This is a genomic window from Pseudomonadota bacterium, from assembly GCA_022361155.1.
Taxonomy (GTDB): domain Bacteria; phylum Myxococcota_A; class Polyangia; order Polyangiales; family JAKSBK01; genus JAKSBK01.
Genome location: JAKSBK010000390.1, coordinates 1 through 19,307, shown reverse-complemented (window position 1 = coordinate 19,307; position 19,307 = coordinate 1). Strand labels below are relative to the sequence as shown.

Genomic DNA, 19,307 nt, shown 5'->3' with positions numbered 1-19,307 from the left:
TGCTCCCCGCCGCCCGCACCGCCGACGCGGATCGAGACGATCGACGGCGGCGCGGGCGTCAAGCCATCCGCGTTCAGCACGCGGCCCAGCACGCGGCCCGAGGATCGCAGCCGCACGTTCAGCTCCAGCGTGCTGCCGTCGCCCATCAAATGGGCAGCGGCGGTACCGACAAGGAACCCGTTGCCCAGGCTTGCCGTGACCGCGACCTCACCCTCGGGAATGCCGGTGACACGGTAGCGGCCCTGGGCGTCCGCGACGGTATGAGCGCCCAGCGGCCCTGCGATAAGCGTGACCTCCGCACCAGGCTGGGGCCGTCCATCGCCGCTGACCAGTCCCTCTACCGTGCCGAGCCCGTGCGCGCGCAGCGTCAGCTCTACGATCTGGTCTTGGCGCTCGATGTTGCCCAGCGCGAAGCCGGTGCGCGCGGTCGACGGATCTTGGGCGTCCACGCGCACCGCCCCGGCTGGGACATGATCGAAGCGGAAGCGCCCCACGTCCCGCCCCGAGCCTGTGGTGGTGGTCCGGCCGATCACTCGCCCGCCCGCGGTGAGAGTTACGGCACCGAACGGCACAGGAGTGGCCCCATCGGCTGCGACGAAGATGCCGGCGACCGACCCGGTCATGCTCAGGCGCACCGTCACGTCCAGCGTGGTGCCGGGGTCTGCCAGCAACGCAGACGCGCGACCGCCGCGGCCAAACACATCGCTGGCTTCAATGCTCAGCGGGCCTTCGAACACGTTCTCGAACCTCACGACACCGAGATTCGAGGCCTCGACGGCCCCCTCGTGCAGCCCGCCGGTAAACCCGGCCTCGCGCACGCGCACGAAGGCATTGTCGACCGGTAGGCCCGCCGCGTCCTGTACGCTCACGCGCACTACGCCGCGGCCGAGCAATCGGAGGTTCTGCTGCGCATCTTGGTTCGCGCGCAGGAAGACCGCTGTCTTGGCCACGCCGCCCGTGACCGGGTCCCTTGCCGTAAGCGTGTATCGGCCTTCGGGCAGGATCTTGGCAAAGGCGAAATGGCCCACAGCGTCGGTCGACACCACGACGTCGGGCAGCACCCCGTCCGCGGTCACTTCGATGCCGGCTCCCGCCGGGGTCACGCCATCCGGCAGCAGCACCGTGCCCGAAAGCTGGCCCGCGAAACTGGCGTCGCCGGAAAGCAGCGTGAGATCGAGCGCGAGCTCCTGGCCAGGCACGGTGAGCACGTCGGTCGCGCTGACAGGCACCGGCAGAAAGGTCTGACTCGCGGTCACGCTCACCGGTCCGAGGTTCACGGCCCTGAAGCGGTACTCGCCGCGGGTGTTCGTGCGCACGCGCTGCGCCACGCCGTGTCCCAGACTACATGTCGCCGAGACGAAGACCTTGGAGCGCAGGACCACATCCGCGCCGAACACCGGACTGCCAGCGGCATCGCGAACCACGCCAGACACGCTCCCCGCCCCTGCGAACTGCAGCGTGCCCGTGGCCACTTCGCCGTCGCGCGTGATCGACGCGCTCGCGCTTGCCACATCCGCGAAACCGGTGCCCGCACGAACCGCGCGCGCATGCACCGCGCCGATCGGCAGGCCGTCGAAGCGGGCCATGCCGTGGCTGTCCGTGGTGGCCGGGTTGCAGCCGCAGGCAGCTTTGCAGCGACCCAGAAGGCCCACTTCTTGGCCGACCAAAGGTGCACCCTTGGAATCAAGCACACGGAACTCGGCGCTGCCCAGGCCGGAAAGCACCACGACGACACCTTCGACGATCTGCTCGCTTTGCGTGACGTACACCTGCGCTTGACCCGAGCGCAGTCCGTCGCGGCTTTGCGCGAGTACCGTGTGCGGGGCGCTAGGATCGACCGGCACGCCGGGGATCTCGAAGCTGCCGTCCGCAGCCGACACCACGCCGCGACCCGCGATCGACACGACTACGTCCGACGCCGGAACGCCATCGGCGTAGCTAACAAGTCCCTGCACGCTGCCGTAGCCGGGTCCAGGCTGCGGGGCACCCGCAACAGGCACGTGGATCACAAGGACTTGACCCGTCAAAGGCTGGCCCGCTACGGCCGTGCCGTGGATCTTCGCGCTGTCCCGCGTGTTGAGCGCTGCCTTGAGTGTGAACGGGCCGGCCGGGACGTTCTCGAACGAAAACGCACCGGCCCGGTCGGTCTGAGTCACGGCGATCGTGGTGCCCTTGGCCTCGTACACCACGGTCACGCCCACGCCCTCCCGTTGCTCAACCCCCTCCACGATCCGGACCTGTCCCGCCACCGAGGTGGCGCTGCCGTCCAAGGTTACGTCTACGCTGGCGGTGCCACCCGCACGCCCCACGTTGCCGGATGCCCGCCCTACCCCAGTACCCTTGGCCGCAGTCACACTGACTTGGCCCACGGTGATGCCGTAGACCGTGTAGCGTCCAGAGCCATCCGTGGTCGTAACGCCGCCGACCTGCGGATCGGTCTGGCTCACGACCGCAACCTGCGCGCCCGACACCACGTTGCCGCGCAGGTCGCGCACGGTGCCGCGGACCACGCCTTGACCAAGCAACGCAAAATCGAGCACCACGTGCTCGCCGGCCGTGCTCACAAACCCGCTCGCACGCTGCAACGAGCCCGTGCGCGGATCGCGCGTGGCGAGAATCCACGGGAACCCACACGCGTCCTGACGCACGTAACGGAACTCGTAGCGACCCTGCCCGTCGAGCTCCACCGCTGCGAAACCGGCCGCGATGGGACTCGACTCTTGCTCAAACAAGGAGGGCAAGCATTCCCAGTTGGAGTTGTTCTGGTACGTGACCGTGCCCGTGGTCACGGCGCCGCCATCTGGCCCCACGACGCGGCCGGAGATCACCGCACCGGGGTCTTCCAGCGTCGACACCAGCTCGACGGTCTTGGATGGTCCGACCACGCCGCGCTGATCACGCATACCTGAAACCGCAAGCGTGCTCGGAACGTAGGGTCCTTCCGGCTGCTCGAGCGAGCCGAACACAAAGCGACCAGAAAGCTGGCGCTGTGCCGACTGCATGCCGTTCTGAGGGATCACGTAATGGTCAAGCACAGCCGCGCTGTCCGCATCCACGATGCGGTCGAACAGCACCGCAACCTGGAACCCGAACGGACTGGCGCCGTCGATGGTCTCCGGCCCCACCACGCTCGCCGATACGAGTTGCGGGCCGCTGGACGCCACCGCTTCCACGCGCAACGCCTGCGAGCTCTCGTAGCTGCCGTCACCGTTCGCGTCGACTTCGAGCACGAGCGTTTCCGGCCGGCGCCGATCCACGAGCAAGCGTGCTCGGGTGGCCGCTGTCACGGGCACGGCCGTGAGCTCGCCACGCACGAAGCTCCCATCACCACGCGGCTGGGTGAGCGAGAGGTCGAGCACGCCAGGTCCCGTGCCCTTGAGCTCAAGCGTGTAGAGCGGCGAGTTGACCTGGGTCAGCAGCCCGACCAGCGCCTCCGCGCTGGTTGCGCCCATCGGAATCCAGACTGCTCCGGCAATCTCGCTCACCGGCGGGACGTCCGGCGCTGCGGGGGCATCGCTGCGACGACCCACGTCATCCAGCAGCGTGACCTCGACGGGCGGCGCACCGCTGCCGCTGCCAACCGCGAAGCGCAGAAAGTCCGCGCCCGATACTGCGACCGCGTCGATCTCTTGCCCGAACGGCAACAGACCACCCGCCGCATGCATCTCCGACGCCAGCGCTGTGCCCACAGCGCGCGCAAACGCGTGCCCCGCTTGCGTTTCTCTGAGCAGCTGATCGAAGGCCGCGTCGAGCGGCTCGCCGCCGTAGAAGTCAAACGCCAGATCGCGCGCGGCCGAACGAGGGTCCTGACCCAGCGACACGCGCAACCCCGCCTCGGCCAAGGCGAGCGCCCTGGCCGTGGTCACACTGCGCGGAATCCGCAGCACATCAGGCGGGAGCGTTCCCGCGGCCGCGTTGCTGATGCTCCATGCCTGACCCAGCACGCGCATGGCTGCGGCCACCACCTCGCGCGGTAGACCGTCGACACCCGCGGGCAGCACCAGCGTATCCGGAGAGAGTGCGACTCCGCGTTCACCCACCCCAAGACTCCACTTGAGCTTGCCCGCCCCCGGTGCGCTCGTGTCCAGCTTCAGATAGGTCGCAACCACTTGCCCGGTGCGCTGGGCCACGAAGCGGTACTCCAGCGTGCGCGCGTCGCCCGGCAGCAAGGTCGGGATGCGCTGCTCCAGATCACCCGCCGCTCTCGCCCCGGATAGGCTGGCCGCGGTCAAGGCCACGCTCAGGTCGTTCGCAATGCCCTTGCCGATGTGGTTCACCGTGGCAAACACCGAGAAGGGCTCTCCCGCCCGCACCACGCTCGGAATCGTGAACGTCATGTCAAAGAACGGGTTGCGCACCAACACCCCGCCGCGCGCCTTGCCCCTGACGTCCACCGGCCCGATCGGAAGCCCATCCAAGACCGCAGCAATGTCGAACTCGATCGAGTGAAAGCCCTCCTGCTCGCCGCGGATCAGAAACTCCGCCTGACCTTGCTCCGCCGCTTTGAGCACAACCGTGTCGTCTGCCGTATCCGGCACTCCATCGAGCCCCACCCCACGCACCGGCAGCGTCTCGGGCTGCACCCCACGCACGGTCTCCGGCAGCACCAGCGGATCGTCCGCACTGCCAGGCACACGATCAGCGCCCGCCGGCAGCTTCACTGTGCCTTGCACATCCCGCACCGTCAGCCCCGAGCCAACCGGCGCCCCATTGGCCACAAACAGCTGCGCCGAAAAGAACTGCTTCAAATACCCCACGTTGCCCGGAATCACGAGCACGCTCGGAATCCGAATCGGCTCTCCCGACGGAGCCCGCAGCGTACCGTCGAAGTCCGGGATATTGAGCGCCTTCAGATCCTCGACCTCGAGCAGCGTCGGCACGATCAACGGCTCCGGCAGGTCCTGCGCCACACTCACCCCCGCCCGCGGCGGCGAAGAAGGCGGCTTGATCACCGCCGGCACCGGTACGCCCTGCCGATCAAACGCCACCGGCAAACTAAAGCTCACCGACTGCGACTCCGTGGCCATCCCCAACGTGAACTCAAACCCCACGTAGTCATCGCTGCTCAGCACGATCCCCTTGTCCCGAATCTCATCCAACGTCAACGGCCGCGTCTTGACCGACGTGATGAGCACCTGATCGATCACCTTCACCGTGAACTGCAACGGCGTAGCGTCCAGCACCGGCTTGCCGTCTCTGACCAGGCGGACGTTTGCGAGGGCGTAGTCGCCTGCCATCGGCAACGGTGGCAGGCGCAGCACCAGCGGATCTTCGGGCGGTGGATCACTCAGGGCGAGTTGGGGAACCGTGATGGTGCGCTCCAAGCCGGGGCCTGAAAGCTCGGCCTGAACCTCGAACGGTCCGCCGAGGAACTCTGCGACTTCTTGGGTTGCGAGCACGCGGTCGCCGGCGCGTACGACGACGAGCACGCCGGAGTCGGTGTTCTTGGGGATCACGGGTTCGGGTGGGTCGAGGGTTGCCGAGAGACCGGCGATGGGGATGTCGAAGGAGGTGACGGTGGGGAGGCGGGAGCCCGTTTGGGCCTGGGCGCTCCACGCAGCAGTCCAACCCGCTAGGACCAGCAAGAAAGCAGGTCGCTGGCAGTTTCGATAGCAACAACTTATTGCCAGACGTGACAACGCCACCTCGCCAGCTACAAGTCCGCCTCGCAAAGCTTGCGTCTTCCATCGGCCATCAGGTGCCGATACAGTTTGTACGCGCACCAGACTTGAGGAAACGTGCTCAGCGTCATAAAGGAATGCCTACGCATGAAGTGCAGACTCTCTGCCCACTCCGTCATGTCGAAATTGCGTACGTCGCCTGGCCCATCGAGCGCCGTCACGTGTTGCGCCCCCGCGGCTCCAGATAGTGGCTGGAAGTAGTATGCGAGCTCGGCCCATTTTCTCGTCTGTTTAGTATAGGTCGAAACCGGTGCGAACCCGGGAACAAACCACAAGTATTGCTGATCCGACCCCGTGTCCTGAAGTCTCGCCCAAAACTTCTCGTTAATAGAGTCTCCTTTTAGACCAAACACTCCCACCTTCGGTTTCTGCCACCTTTGAGACACAAACCACGGATTAATGGGCGCCAACTGCAATGGACTCCAAATGCCCGCATCCACTCTAACCGCATAATCGCCTGGATAATACGTATTGAAAAGTCGTCCATTTCTGATTCTGCTCTTGTTGTGCGCGTAGATTCCTCGCCAAGGGCTACTGCCGTTTCCGGATCGCCATCTCACATCATACTTGACCTGAGGTTCCAACTCCGCACGCAGCTTCTTCTCCCAATCCGTGTAGTCGTCAGTCGCCTTTGCGTCCGAACTGCAATCGTCGCCTACACAAGTTGAAGCGCAGTGTTCTCTGTTCAGGTACCGGGCAATACAGGATCCGCCAAATTGACTCGGAATACATACGCGATTTCCCTTTGCCCTGTTGCACGCACTCGCACACAAACCATCCGTAAACTCTACACTACATGGCTTGTTTACGATATCAAATACCGGGGACTTTTCGGGATCTTTCCACCGACGGATCGGAGTCCACCCTGGGACAGAAACCTTCGTGCAATCATCTGTTCCGCAGCGTCGATAATTAATCTCATCCCATTCATCAACCCACTGTTTGTCAGCAGGATAACCCTTGAGCTCCGCAGCTTGTTTCATTGCCTGATCCACAAGATCTTCATTACCGAAGACCTCTGTCGGTATCGCGGCCTCGTTCATAATGTACGTGTCAACCACGTCCTGCATGCCTTCCTGATCGATCGCGCTGTTCACAACGACGTTTCCCAGGCTGTGAGCAATCACGTGTATCGTACGGTCGGGTGAATGCAGCTTCCTTAAGAGCCTGCTCAGGCTGACGCCGGTTTGGAATGCGTGAAACTCATCGTCCGGGAAGTACGTGAACACTGACCCCGGCCGGCTGTTTCTTGCATCTCCAGGCCATGACAATCCGATTGTATGGGCCGGTGCCCCCGACGAATCCTCTTGTGAAGCGAACACAGGATGCCTTGCCCAATACAATCGCTTTATGTACGTGGGGAAGAATTCTGTAGAAAACTGCCCTTCTGTGACGTTGAATCCGTGCACAATGACAGTGAGATGCTTCGCTTTGGGTGGAATGGGCGCCCATGTCTGCAAACGCTGGAACGCTGGGGCAGGCGAATGTGGGCTGGTGGTTTGGGGCGTCGGAGGAACGGTCGCGTTGTTGCCCGGTCGTGCGCTGTATACGCTCGTCCACTCGCTCAACGGTCGGATGTGAACAGCAGCGCTTCGTAGGCTGGGTGGGCTGGGTAGAGTGAGGGGGGGAGTGCCACCATCATCGCGATAATGCCACAGCGTCATTGCGTCGCCGGGGCAATCCTCACAGAAGAACAGAAACTCGTTGTCACCTTCCTTCAGCCAATCGTCCGGGATGTCAATCCGCCCCTTCGAGGAGCCCGCCGATTCGGATCGAACAGCTCGCAGCAGCTCTCCGTGTTGTGCGAGCGCTGTCGGCTTCTGGGTGAGGTACTGCTTGCCGGTTCCCGCGTTCTTCACTAGCCACCAGGAGGCTCCCTGCATGAGCAGGTAAAGGTGCTCATCGTGGGGGAGTTCACGTAGTACACGAATGCGCAGCTGAGCCCAGTCTTCCAATCGAGAGTCGCCCAATGCCGCAGTCCAGGGATCGCCATTCCAGAACGCAAACGCATCTCCGCGCGCCACGGCTTTGGCGTCCAGGGAGTCGACACCCGTGCCTGGTTCACCAAGCAACGTGTCGTTGTTGGAGTCGAGTCGGAGACGAATCTGGTTCAACAGAAGAGTAAAAGGCCAGTCTGCGCGCACAGCGGAGGCGCTATTGTCCCAGTCTTGTGGGGTGCGATTGACCCCGACGTGGCGCGGGTCTACGAGGACACGGGCGCGGATCGTCTTTCCTCGCGGGACTCGGCTTTGTGCAGTAAAGACGGCGGTTCCGAAATGGTGACCGTCTATCAGGTCCAACGAGACGTTCGTCGCTGCAATGGGAAGGGCAGGTGCGTTCGGGTTGCCCGTATCATGAGCGACCAACTGAACATGGCCCTCCTGCACCGAGCTCGGCAGGCCGTAGGCAGCGATTGGTACGACCAAGTCATAGAGGAGCTCCCGCTCCTGGACAGCCCCGGTAGTCACAGGCCTAGTGGGGACCGGCCGGACTGGGAGTACGACCACAGCCACCCCGAGAATCGAAGTTCGGACGCCGCCCAAATGCACGTCACCACCACGCGTTGACGTAGCGGCGGAAAGAAGGGCACCACTAGGAGCCAACGCAACGCGGTCGCCGACGTCGGCGATATGGCCTGCTTGCGAGGGCTTCGTTAAATCAGTGAGACGGACCGTCGTAACGCGGGTCTTGCCCCCAACCAAGGCGAGGTCGTCCTGGAGAACCAAGTCGGTGGCTTTTTCCGGCAGCGTGGACTGGCCCAAGAGAATGGGTTTGCGCGGGTCGGTGATGTCGACGGTTACAAGGCTTGAAGTGCCGGCCTGGTCTCCTGCGATCACGGCGATGTCACGCTTGCCGAGGCGCCCAACGGCAACAGCTCGGCCCCAGAGCTGCGTAGCGCCGAAGGCATTCGCGGGTTGTCCCTGGAAGAGAATCTCTCCCCTCTGCGGGTTGGCGATCACCAGACCCGGCTCGCCCGTAGCGACCACAAGTGGCTGAACGAATCCATCCAGCAGGTCCGCCACTTCAAGCTCCGAGAGAAACGCAGACCGGCCGTCGGGCTTCAGTACGGGAACGTTCATCAGAACCGCTTCCTGACCGAAACCGAGTTCATCGGTATTCAGAGGGACGCGAACATGATGGCTGTCGCCGCCTGCGCGGATAAAGAGCTGGTGTGCAAGCTGAAGGTCGACCACTTGGATTCCCTTCATGGTCGTGATGGCATATGCGGTGTTGTCCTTGACCGCGACGCGACGGACGATGCCTTCGCGGGCTGTGGCCGTAAGGCTCGCGGCGCCGATCCACTCCGTTGGACCAGCGGCGGGCACGCGATATGTGCGCAGATTGGAAGGAAGCGACCGGTCTGCAGGGCCGGTGACAACGATAACCCTGGCCTTCCCATCACCTTCGTCCACCACATCGAGATCCATGGGCCGACCCAGCATGCGCCGCTGTGCTGCCACGATTTCAACTGGAGCCGCGGGGTTGGCGATATCAAAGACCCTGAGAATACCGTGGGTGAAGTTGTTCTGAACAAGATAGGCTCTGGTTCCAACCGAAACGATGCCGGCAGAACTGAAGCCGATGCCTGGGTCAGCAAGAGCCTGTGGCTGATGGGTAGTGAAAGTGCTCGTGTACGGAACGAGTGCGCTGGGTTGGGCCGGTCCGCCCGGGAGCTGATCATCGAGGTCATGAATCCCGTCGCTTAGGGACAGACTGTAAGCGGCGCCAAACCTGAGAGGAGTATCGGGCTGAAACGTGAACGAGGTGATCGTTGCCTGCGACCCCTGAGGCTCGCTGAGGTCTATGGGAAGCCCGTCCAGGCCGACGCCAACCAGCTGGCCAGGTACGGGCTCCCCCATGTCGTCGGTTAGCGTGACGTTTCCAGGCACGTTCATCACTGGCTCGGTAAAGACAACTTGCGGAAAAACAGTGACTGGAACGCCCTTCGCGTCAGCGGACGGATTGGCGCGAGCCGTGACCACAGCGGGCCGCTCGCCGGGTAAGGGCTCTGTGATGTCGCCGCCGGCGGCGACCGCACGGAAGGTGGCGGACACGGTGGTTGGCGCACCGAACGGCAGAGGAAGCATCTCAGCGGTGACCGTGTATGCTCCCGGGAAAGCAGGGGTATAGTCAGACAGCTTGGTCATGCCGGAGGGTTGCCCGGCCAGAGGATCGGTTCGGACGTTGAGGCTCTCGGTGACGCCTTGATGCGCCACTTGAACCGAGCGAACAGCTGCGTTGTCGGCCAAGACCCCCACCAGCAGTGGCTGACCGGCAACTACAACGCCGTCGATTTCCTGCCTGGTCCCGGCGGCCTCGCGCATTACGCGGACGTCGGCCAGGGGCGGTGGCGGTGGCGGCTGTGCCGCGGGAAAGGCGAAACTGACTTCCGAGTAGTTATCGTAGTGACGAAGCGCCGGAATCGAGTCAGCAAGCTTCAGCGGGTCGGTGCGTACTGCGGTCGCACACTGAATGGTGCTGGAGGGCTGCGTGGGCGTGGGGCAGGTCTGTCCCAGCGTGACCCCAGGTAGCATGGCGGCCAGACTCTTTGCACCGGCGGTGGGGAAGGCGTCCCAGATGGTGAAGCTCCCGTCTGCCTGGCTGACAGCCACCGTTGGCGACCCTCCTGCGCTTGTAGCGATAGGCTGTCCGCTGGCATCGACGAAACCAATGCCCACGTTGGCTTCGGGTTCGAGCTCCGGCTTCGTGGCGCTCGTGCCCCACTTGAAGCGCATCACGCGACCCCGAATCGCACCCGCCACCGACAAGGCCTTGCCAACGACACTGGACGCATACGCGAGCACGAAGTGATTGGCCGGAGTGAGGCTCAGAAGCGGCGCTTGGGTGGATGATTGCAGGATGTTGAGCGACCCGAAGCTATTCCGAACTCCCGGGAACGGAGGGGACGCAGTCACGACCTTGGGTCCGGTTGCGGTTTCCTCCACGAACGCGTGGTCAATCACCTCGAATGCCACTCGCCCGTCTGGCATCTCGAGGCGCCGAAAGACGTAGTAAAACGAATCCTCCGGCGCACCTGGCGGCTTGGGGAACGCAAGATCGACTTCCTTTTGGAAAGTCGGTTGTGTCGACGATTCGATCGTGATGCCGCCGCCAAACGCTGCGTCCGCGAATTCCGGACGCTCTGGAAACGCAACGCTATCGAGCGGTCGAACGGAGAACCTCACACCCGCCTGCAATGCCCCCTCCGGGATCCGCAACTCCGCCCCGCCGGCGCCCTTGACCACACCGCCACCCGGCCCCACCGCGACCCGGCCATCGACGCCCACGTACTGGCTGCGTGTGAAGCTGGTTACGTTGCCGTGGGGGTCGGTGATGCTGATGAGCAAGCGGTCATCGATGGTGGCCGGAAGGACTCCGGTGATCGATCCATCGTTGCCGACTGTGAAGCTGACGACGATGCCGTTGCCTTCGTTGGTGATGAGAATGCTGGTGCCGGGGGGCAGCGAGCCAGGCGGCGCGTTGAGGGCAACCAGGCCGTCGCTGTCAGGCATGGAGAACTGGACTTGGTCGGTGTTGTATTCCGGCGGCTTGTCGGCTTGGGTGGTGAAGGTTGTCGGAGGTACGATCACGGGATCGCCGAAGCTGTCGCGCAAACCGCTCGCTTGCAGCGTGTAGGCGGTGGCCGGCTTGAGGCGCTCTTCGGGAATCAACGCGAGCGTCGTACCGCTGGCCGCGAGGGCCACGCGCAGCGGTACGGATTGCATGTTGGCGATCGGGCCTTCCAGCAGTTGGATGTTCGCCGGGTCGATGGATGCTGGGTCGAGTGGGGCGCTCGTCGTGATCTCGACCTGGATCGTGGGCTTGACCGCGACTGCGCCGTCTTCAGGGGTGACGCTCGCCTTTGTCACCTGGCCGACGAGCGAGAGGTCGAGGCTGATGGTCTGCTCAGCGGTGACCCAGGCCAACGCGCTGCCTGCTAGCTTGGTTTCCGAGACGCGGGCGCTGAGCGTGACGTCTCCGGGTTTGGCGGGCACGAGATAGCGGCCGTTCGGGCCGGACAGGGCGGCGAAGGGCGAGTTGCTCGTGGTGACGAGCGTCGATACAGGCGTGCCTTGCTCGGTTCGTGTGGTGCCTGCGACGAAACCGACAGGTTCGGCGGCGCCGTAGACGACATAGGTGCCTTCCTGTCGAATGCCTGGAAGCTCGGACGACGCGGAGAACAGGCTCTGTCCGGGTTGGGCCTTGCCTACCGCTACGACGATCGGATACGCCACGCCGTCCACGCGTTCGATGCGCGCGAGCAGGAGCGTGCCGCCGGCACTGGCGAGGCTTCCGAGCGAGAGGCTGGCGGGCTTGCGCAGCTTTTCGCCTGAAAGGTCGAGGCAAAGCTCGCTGAGCGGGACGATCCCGTCCGTGTGCGGCAAGTAGTCCGCTACGTTGCGCTGCTGCTCGATGTCCAGGACTGTCTGCTCGGCCAGGCTGTGAGACGCTACTTGCAGCAAGGCGTCGCCATCACCCGTGCTCAGCGCGTCGAGTCCACCGATGGCACCACGGTAATCCTCGCGTCCCGCCAAGACGTCGATGTGGATGTTCCCCTTGCGCAGCGCCGACGCTGCGTAGGTGCGTGACGCCTGGATCGGGAAGCGCGCGCCTAGGACTACGACGGCCCCGGTCGTGTCGGCGTTCGCGACGTCGATGACGGGCGAGCGATAGAGCGCGATGTCCTGCACCTGGGTTGGTGAGGACGCAACGGTTCCTGTGGCAAGGTCGTAGGTCTCGCTGGTGGCTACCTGCACCACCGTGCCCGATGGGAGCGGCGCGGACGCAGCAACCAGTACGCGCCCTTCCACCAGGCCACCGCCGGCAGGTAGAAGGCCGGGCGTTCCCTGCCCAAACGCCGCTACGATAGGAAGGGCACCCGCGGGATCTACGCCGGTCAGTGGATCGCCGACCGCAGGGTGAACAGGCCCACCGTCATCGCTGCTGACCACGGCGTAGCTGCCGAGCTGACTGAGCTCGAGATGAAGCGTGCCGCCGGCCGCCAGATTGGGTGCGCTCATCACTCGCCAAACCACGTTGTCGGGCTCGTACCTGACAACAAGCGCAGGACCCTCGGGCAAGCCGTCGATGTCAAACGTCAGGTTGCCCTGCAGCAGCGCCGCATCCCCGGCCCTCAGGTCGAGCGCTGCCAGTGGTGACCAGCCGAGCGGAAGCCGGGCGGGCAACCCCTGCGCAGACAGCGGCGTCAAACGCAGACTGGTTGGCCCCGGAAAGGCACCCGGATGCACTGTAAGAGTCGCTTCGGCTGCAGCGCTCGGCCATCGAGACAATCTGGCGTTCAGCGTTGCCCCCCCGGGTCCCACCTCGACCGGGTTGGCCAATGGCGTTAGGCGCGCATCGACAGCCACCGAACCCACATCAGGCTGGATCGCGACGGCCCGGGCGACCGAAGTGAAGCCGGCCAGCTGCGCGACCACGGTGAGATTGGATTGGTCCGTCGCCAAGTTGTAGCGGCCGTCCGCGCGGGTTGTTGTGCTGGTCTCGACCGAACGCACGCTGGCTCCGGCCAAGGCGAAGCCCGTGTGGTCCGACAGCACCCGTCCGATGACCATCCGGTCCACGCACAGAGCTGCATCAGGCTTGGTAGAGGCGAAGCACTCGCCGCTCGCTGGTGCGCAAGTCCACAGCTCCCGACAGGTCTCTTCCGGACAGACAACAGGATCATCGCCCGAACATGCGCCCGCCACACACGTGTCCTTCCGGGTACACAGGCTGCCGTCATCGCAGACAGCCCCGTCGGCCTTGGCTGGGTTGGAGCACACCCCGTTGGCGGAGTCACACGTGCCCGCCACGTGGCATTGATCTTGAGCCACGCAGACGACGGGGTTGATGCCCACGCACACTCCGGCCCGGCACACGTCAGTCCGCGTGCAGGCATCCCCGTCGATGCACGTCGTGCCGTCGGGCTTGGCGGGGTTGGAGCAAATGCCGGTACCCGGATCGCAGATCCCGATCTCGTGGCATTGATCGAGCGCAACGCAGACAACCGGATCCCTGCCAACACACGTGCCCGACCGGCAGGTATCTACCTGCGTGCAAAGATCGGCGTCGTCGCATGGCGAGGCGTTGTCGACGTGAACGCAACCGGTCGCGGCATCACAGCTGTCGTCGGTGCAGACGTTTCGATCGTCGCAATCGAGTGGCGTACCCGGTGTGCACAAGCCCGCTCTGCACGTCTCCGTGCCGTTGCACACCGTTTGGTCAAGGCACAGGGTTCCGTCCGTGACTGGAGGGTTCGAGCAGCCCTCCGTGGGCGCGCAAACATCGTGCGTGCACACGTTGCCCGCATCATTGCACTCAGCATCGTGACGGCAGGCGACACAGATACCCAGACCGAGCTCGCAGCGCTTCCCCGTCGGACAGGTGCGCGGGCGTTCGTCCGCGCCTTCATCGGTATCGTTGTTTCGGTCGGTCTTCCCTGCCTCCCTGCCCGCCCCTGCGGCTGCGCCGCGCTTGCCTTTGCTGCTTCCGGGACCACGCATCCGTGGCCGAGGGCCTTCGTCGGTATCACCGTAGCTGCCCAGGTCCCCGTCGACGGTGCCGCACTGCCCTTGGCGGGGCGCGGGCAGCTCGCAGCTGTTGCCGCGGCAGGCGTCCTTGCCCGCACCTCCGTCGACGATGTCGCGCTCGTCCGTTTCTTCGTCGTCATCCTCATCAAGGACGGCCACGTCGTTGCCAGGCCCAAGGTCGACCCGGTCGCGATCCTCTCCGCCGGAAACGAGATCGTGGCCGTCTCCTCCGGAGATTCGGTCCTCGTCATCCCCACCCAGAATCACGTCGTCCCCGGGTCCACCTTCGATACGATCCGCGCCTTCGCCGCCATGGATCGAATCGTGCCCAGGGCCACCAAAGATCAAATCAGCGCCATCCCCACCAAGAATTTCGTCATTGCCAGAAAGTCCCAGAATGCAATCTGGCTCGTCGGAGCCGACAAGCCTGTCATCACCAGGCGTACCCTCAATGACTCGGTAGCCGGAGCCACAGCGACCACGCGCGCTTCCTGAAGACGAAGGAGCCTTGGGCTGCGAACCGGCGGGCGGCTTCCTCAGCTCAGCGCGAGACAGACCTGGCTGTTGTGGACCCCCATCGCCGCCCTGCTCCGCACACGCTGCAGCACCCCCAACAAGACACAGAATCAATGCCGCCGCACTCGTCCGACGCTCAGTGCCTGCGCACTCCGGCTGTTTCGCGTGCGCCAAAGAGCGCCCACCATATCCACGCGTCGTGTGTTGTACCGCCACGCTGCTTACCCCTTAAGGACGATACTCACCGCAGCAGAGCTCACTGAGACGCTTCGCCGCCCCGCTCATGCAAATAAAGGCAGGCGCTGCAACGTTTAGCGCAACTTTCTTCCCCATTCCGTTTTCCCCTGACCTCTCCGTTCGGCACAAGCAGTGCAAGTACCGGGACTGCGCTCTGCCCAGGATTTGGTAACGGCCGACTATGCGACCAGTTTTCTCCGGCAGCAACTCTTTTTTTCGTGACCGCACTGAAAGCGGAGCACCCCATGACTCGTCACGTTCGCCACGCAGAGCACGGGAAACGGCCTTCCTGGAGTACCCGGACGTCACGCTCATCGGGTTACCACGACTGGTTGTAGGCTGAGAGAGCCTTGTATGTTCTTGCAGTTTTTTGTCTCGCGGGCTCTTGACTCACCCGAGCCGTCCGTTTTACGGGTACTTGCGGGCGCGTGGGGATCGTGTCGCCTTCGCGAGCTCGGGGAATGCAATGAAGAGGGAAGTGACCACGCCATCCGAAAAGGAGCTCGCCTCCTGTGGTCCTGATCCTCGAGCCTGCAGTGACGAGCAGGTAGATATCGCTTACTTCCCGGATCTGGGCATAGAGCACTGGACTGTGACGCGTTCCACGCGCCTGTGGTCGGTGGCGCATAGCCGATTCACGTTATGCATAAGCGTGCGAATGGGAACATGGCCGCCACAAAAGTGGCGAGTCGGACGCAAGACCTACGGCATGCAGCGCAAGTCCCTGATGGTGCTGCTTCCCGGCGACATCCACGTCACCGAGCAAATGCCCGAAGCGGATTTCCACGTTCTCATGTTTGAGCCTGATGTCTTGAAGGGTTGGGGTCTCTCCGAGCCCAGACCGCTACGCCAGCAACTGGAATGCCTGCAACTATGGCAGGCGCTGCGCAACGTGGTGCAGGTACTCAGCCGGAGCACCAGCCAAGACAGTAAAGCGGACGAGCTCGAGGCGCAAGAGCGCGTCTCCGATTTCTTCGAGCAACGCAGCACGATACGCCTTCAAGCCGCGGGTCCATCGGCACGTCGGGTGCACCGTCGTAGCCTAGAAGTACAGGACTTCAGGGCAATGCGTGTCGATTGTCCGGCGACTGCGAGCTCCGGCGCATTCTGCACGGATCGTGACATCAAGCCGCATGAGCTCACCCGCGCCTTCAGGTTCGAGCATGGCAGGCCGCCTTCGGAGTTTCGGCATCGGGTGATGGTAGGGCGAGCTCTGGACGCAATTCGGACAAGGCCCGCTGATGGCCTAGCCCACATTGCCACAGAAATCGGCTTCGCCAACCAATCACATATGAACAAGATCTTTCGAAAGACCCTGGGTTTCACGCCCGGATTCTACCGGAACAGTACCTGCCATGCCGCTGGACGCTTGCCCGCAGCACGAGCAAGAGAACCTGTCCCATGTGGCTCGACGCAAGAGCACGCAAGGCATGCAACAGCGTGGTAGCCACAGATCGGGATCAGGCTGGACACTCCACATCGAGTGGTGACTGGTGCCACGTCTACGACCTCATCCAGAGGAAACACAGGACGAGTTATCCATGACCAAGACTACAATGCGTACGATTCTGCTTTGCGTATCATCGACCTGGCTGTCTGCCTGTGCCTGCGCGGCCGGGCCAGCGGACATGACCCCTTATGACGATGGCTCTACGGGCGACGCCGATGTCGAGTCTGCAAACCTCTCGACCGCGAAGTTCACCTCCGGTTCCTGTGACGAAAACGTTGCGCTTGGGAAGGATCCCTCGGAGTCGGACCGTGGCTGGGGTGGAGGTGCCAAACCCTGGGACCTGACAGACGGGAAGCTCGCTTATCCTCATTGGGCCAGAGGGCTGGCGTTCACGGGGGGTAGGGGGCCTTGGATCGAAGCGTGCGGCATTCGCCAGGCCACTGTGAACCTAGGTGCGCCGCACACAGTCAACCGTGTCCGAGCCTGGCACCATGGCTCCGAACATGTACCGCGTGCAGGCAAGGCGTGGATCGAGTACTGGGACGGCAGCGCCTGGCAGAACGCGTCGGATACGTGGAAGCTCCTTCCAGACCTGGAGACAGGAAAACAAGGACTGCCGGGACCTGGATCAGTCCCTACCGAGCATGTCTTCGCTCCAGTGACGACAAGTAAGGTACGCTTCGTTGTCGACAACTGCGACATCGAGCACGGCTGGCTCTACGAGATCGAGGTTTTCGGCAGCTGCGTCTGCGGGGGCAGCGCTGGCGTCCCATGCGCCGAGGGCCACTACTGCAAGTTGGGGGATGGAGAATGTAGGATGGTTGCCGATGCTGTTGGCATCTGCATGCCGATACCCGGCGTCTTCTGCCTAGCGCTGTATGACCCCGTCTGTGGCTGCGATGGCAAGACTTACTCGAACGCGTGTCATGCCGCCGCCGCGGGCGTGAATGTCTCGAGCCGAGGCGAGTGCAAGCCGTCTTGCGGTCCCAATTGGGAACTTGTACCGCGATCAGCGCTCTCGATGGGTGCCGATGGTACGGGAGGCAGCGGACTATTGGCGAAGTACAATGATGGAACTGTTGTTCATGGTGAAGGGCCAATTTGGTTTGGGCCCCACGCGGCCGGGAATGTGCCAAGCTGGTACCCGGCAGATCGTCTCGCGGACTCTAGCGCTCCCGCTCTATGGCAAACGATTTGGGGACTTGGGGGCGAGACATTGACCGGTTACATCATGGCGCCCACGACCGGCGATATCGAGCTCATGGTCAGCTGTGATGACTACTGCTCCATTGATGTTCCCGGAATGCTGTCCGTTGAGGCGGACACTTGGGGAGGGGGCACGGCGAGTGGACCGATTGCCGGCCGAGCCGGCGTGTGGTACCCCATCACCTTGGAGTTCAGGAATCGTCGGGGCTCGAACTGGTTCAGTTTCTGGTGGCGCTGCAGGCCTGTAGAGATTTGTGACGATGGCATCGACAACGACGGCGACGGGCTCATCGATCTGGCTGATCCCGATTGTCAGTTCTGTGGCAACGGTGTCGTGGAGCCACCCGAGCAATGTGACGATGGCAACACCAACGCCGGAGATGGCTGTTCCTCCACGTGTGAGCTCGAAAACAGACCCCCGCTCGCCAAATGCAGCGACAGAGAAGCGTGTGCCGACGCGCAGTGCCAGGCCTGGGTGGATGTAGATGATGGGTCGTATGATCCCGACGGCGACGCATTGAGCCTGAGCCAGAATCCGTCGCCGCCCTACGAGGGACCCCGTAGCGGGCGCTTCAAGGCTCACCATGTGAACCTCAAGGTCTTGGATGGTCAGGCGGAGGCGATGTGTGGGCCCGTGGTGGTCACGGTCGAGGACTGCACCCCACCAACAATCAACTGTCCAGCCCCGGCCGTGATCGAATGCGTTTCACAGCGCTCGGCTCCGTTTGTGCCGCCGCCGGGGTCCGCGACGGACAACTGCTCGACGCCGGTCGTTATAGCTCCTCCGCCCGGGGACTATCCGATGGGCTCGAGCGAGCTCTTGTACACAGCAAGCGATTCGGCGGGCAACACGGCCTCGTGCACCTCCTCCGTGACCGTCGTCGACACCAAGCCGCCCACGCCCGTATGCCCGGACGACACCAAGGTGAGCTTGGACGCGGCGTGCATGGCGCAGTTGCCCGTCACTGTCATGGCCATTGACGCTTGTGAAGGCGAGTTGCGCGATTCCCACAACTACCAGTTCACGTCGCCGGGCAGCGACACGCACTACTTCTTGTTCAGCGACCCTTCGGGCAACTCAGCGTCTTGCTCACAGACGGTCACTGCGGTCGACGGCATGTCGCCGCACGTGTCCTGCTCGTTCGAACAAGTCTGCGAGCCGAAGGACAGAAGTGACTGCGATAGCGATGAGGACGAAGCGCAGCGCGTACGGTTCACGGTGCAGGACAACTGCGATGCGACTCCGGCCATGCAGGCCATGATCGTTTGCGGCACACAACAGATTCCTGTCAGCGATGGCCAGCTCGTCAAGATCGAGATCGAGGCCGACGGCGATGGCGGGGAGGGCTGCGAAGTCGATCTCGAAGAAGGTGTGCTTGAGCTCGAAGGTCCGTCGGCGAGGCTCGTCGTCAACGGTCAAGACGCCAGCGGAAACGTGGGCCAATGCTCGGCATCATTCCCCCGCAGAGACAAGTAGATAGACGCGGCAGCACGGCGGCGACCATCTGCACCAGCACCCGTCCCAAGGCGTTTGGCTGCCAGCTAGCGGTGCGCAAGAACGGATGCAAGCTCGTGTCGTGCTTGACGTTGGTCGCTCCGGGCCGACCCGGCAGCAGCCCGCCGCGACAGGGTTGCTCATCGCGTAGGCCAGCTTTTCCCAGGTGGCTTCGGGCGTGCGTAGCTGCA

Annotated in this window: 4 protein-coding genes; 2 read left to right on the top strand and 2 right to left on the bottom strand. The window is 63.6% G+C overall.

Going from position 1 to position 19,307, the window contains the following annotated elements:
• Positions 1-5,585: carboxypeptidase-like regulatory domain-containing protein (locus MJD61_15025; protein MCG8556583.1), on the bottom strand; the 5,585-nt coding region annotated here is incomplete at its 3' end.
• A gap of 68 nt (positions 5,586-5,653) precedes the next feature.
• The gene (locus tag MJD61_15020; protein ID MCG8556582.1) at positions 5,654-14,560 is read right to left on the bottom strand and encodes an Ig-like domain-containing protein; all 8,907 of its coding nucleotides are present in this window, start codon (positions 14,558-14,560) and stop codon (positions 5,654-5,656) included.
• A gap of 871 nt (positions 14,561-15,431) precedes the next feature.
• Between MJD61_15020 and MJD61_15015 the strand changes: the two genes are divergently transcribed.
• Positions 15,432-16,412 carry an AraC family transcriptional regulator gene (locus tag MJD61_15015; GenBank protein ID MCG8556581.1) on the top strand — a complete coding sequence of 327 codons (981 nt, stop codon included), beginning with the start codon at positions 15,432-15,434 and terminating at the stop codon, positions 16,410-16,412.
• A 1,234-nt stretch (positions 16,413-17,646) separates the two neighbouring features.
• The gene (locus MJD61_15010; GenBank protein ID MCG8556580.1) at positions 17,647-19,098 is read left to right on the top strand and encodes an HYR domain-containing protein; all 1,452 of its coding nucleotides are present in this window, start codon (positions 17,647-17,649) and stop codon (positions 19,096-19,098) included.
• Positions 19,099-19,307 lie beyond the last annotated feature (209 nt).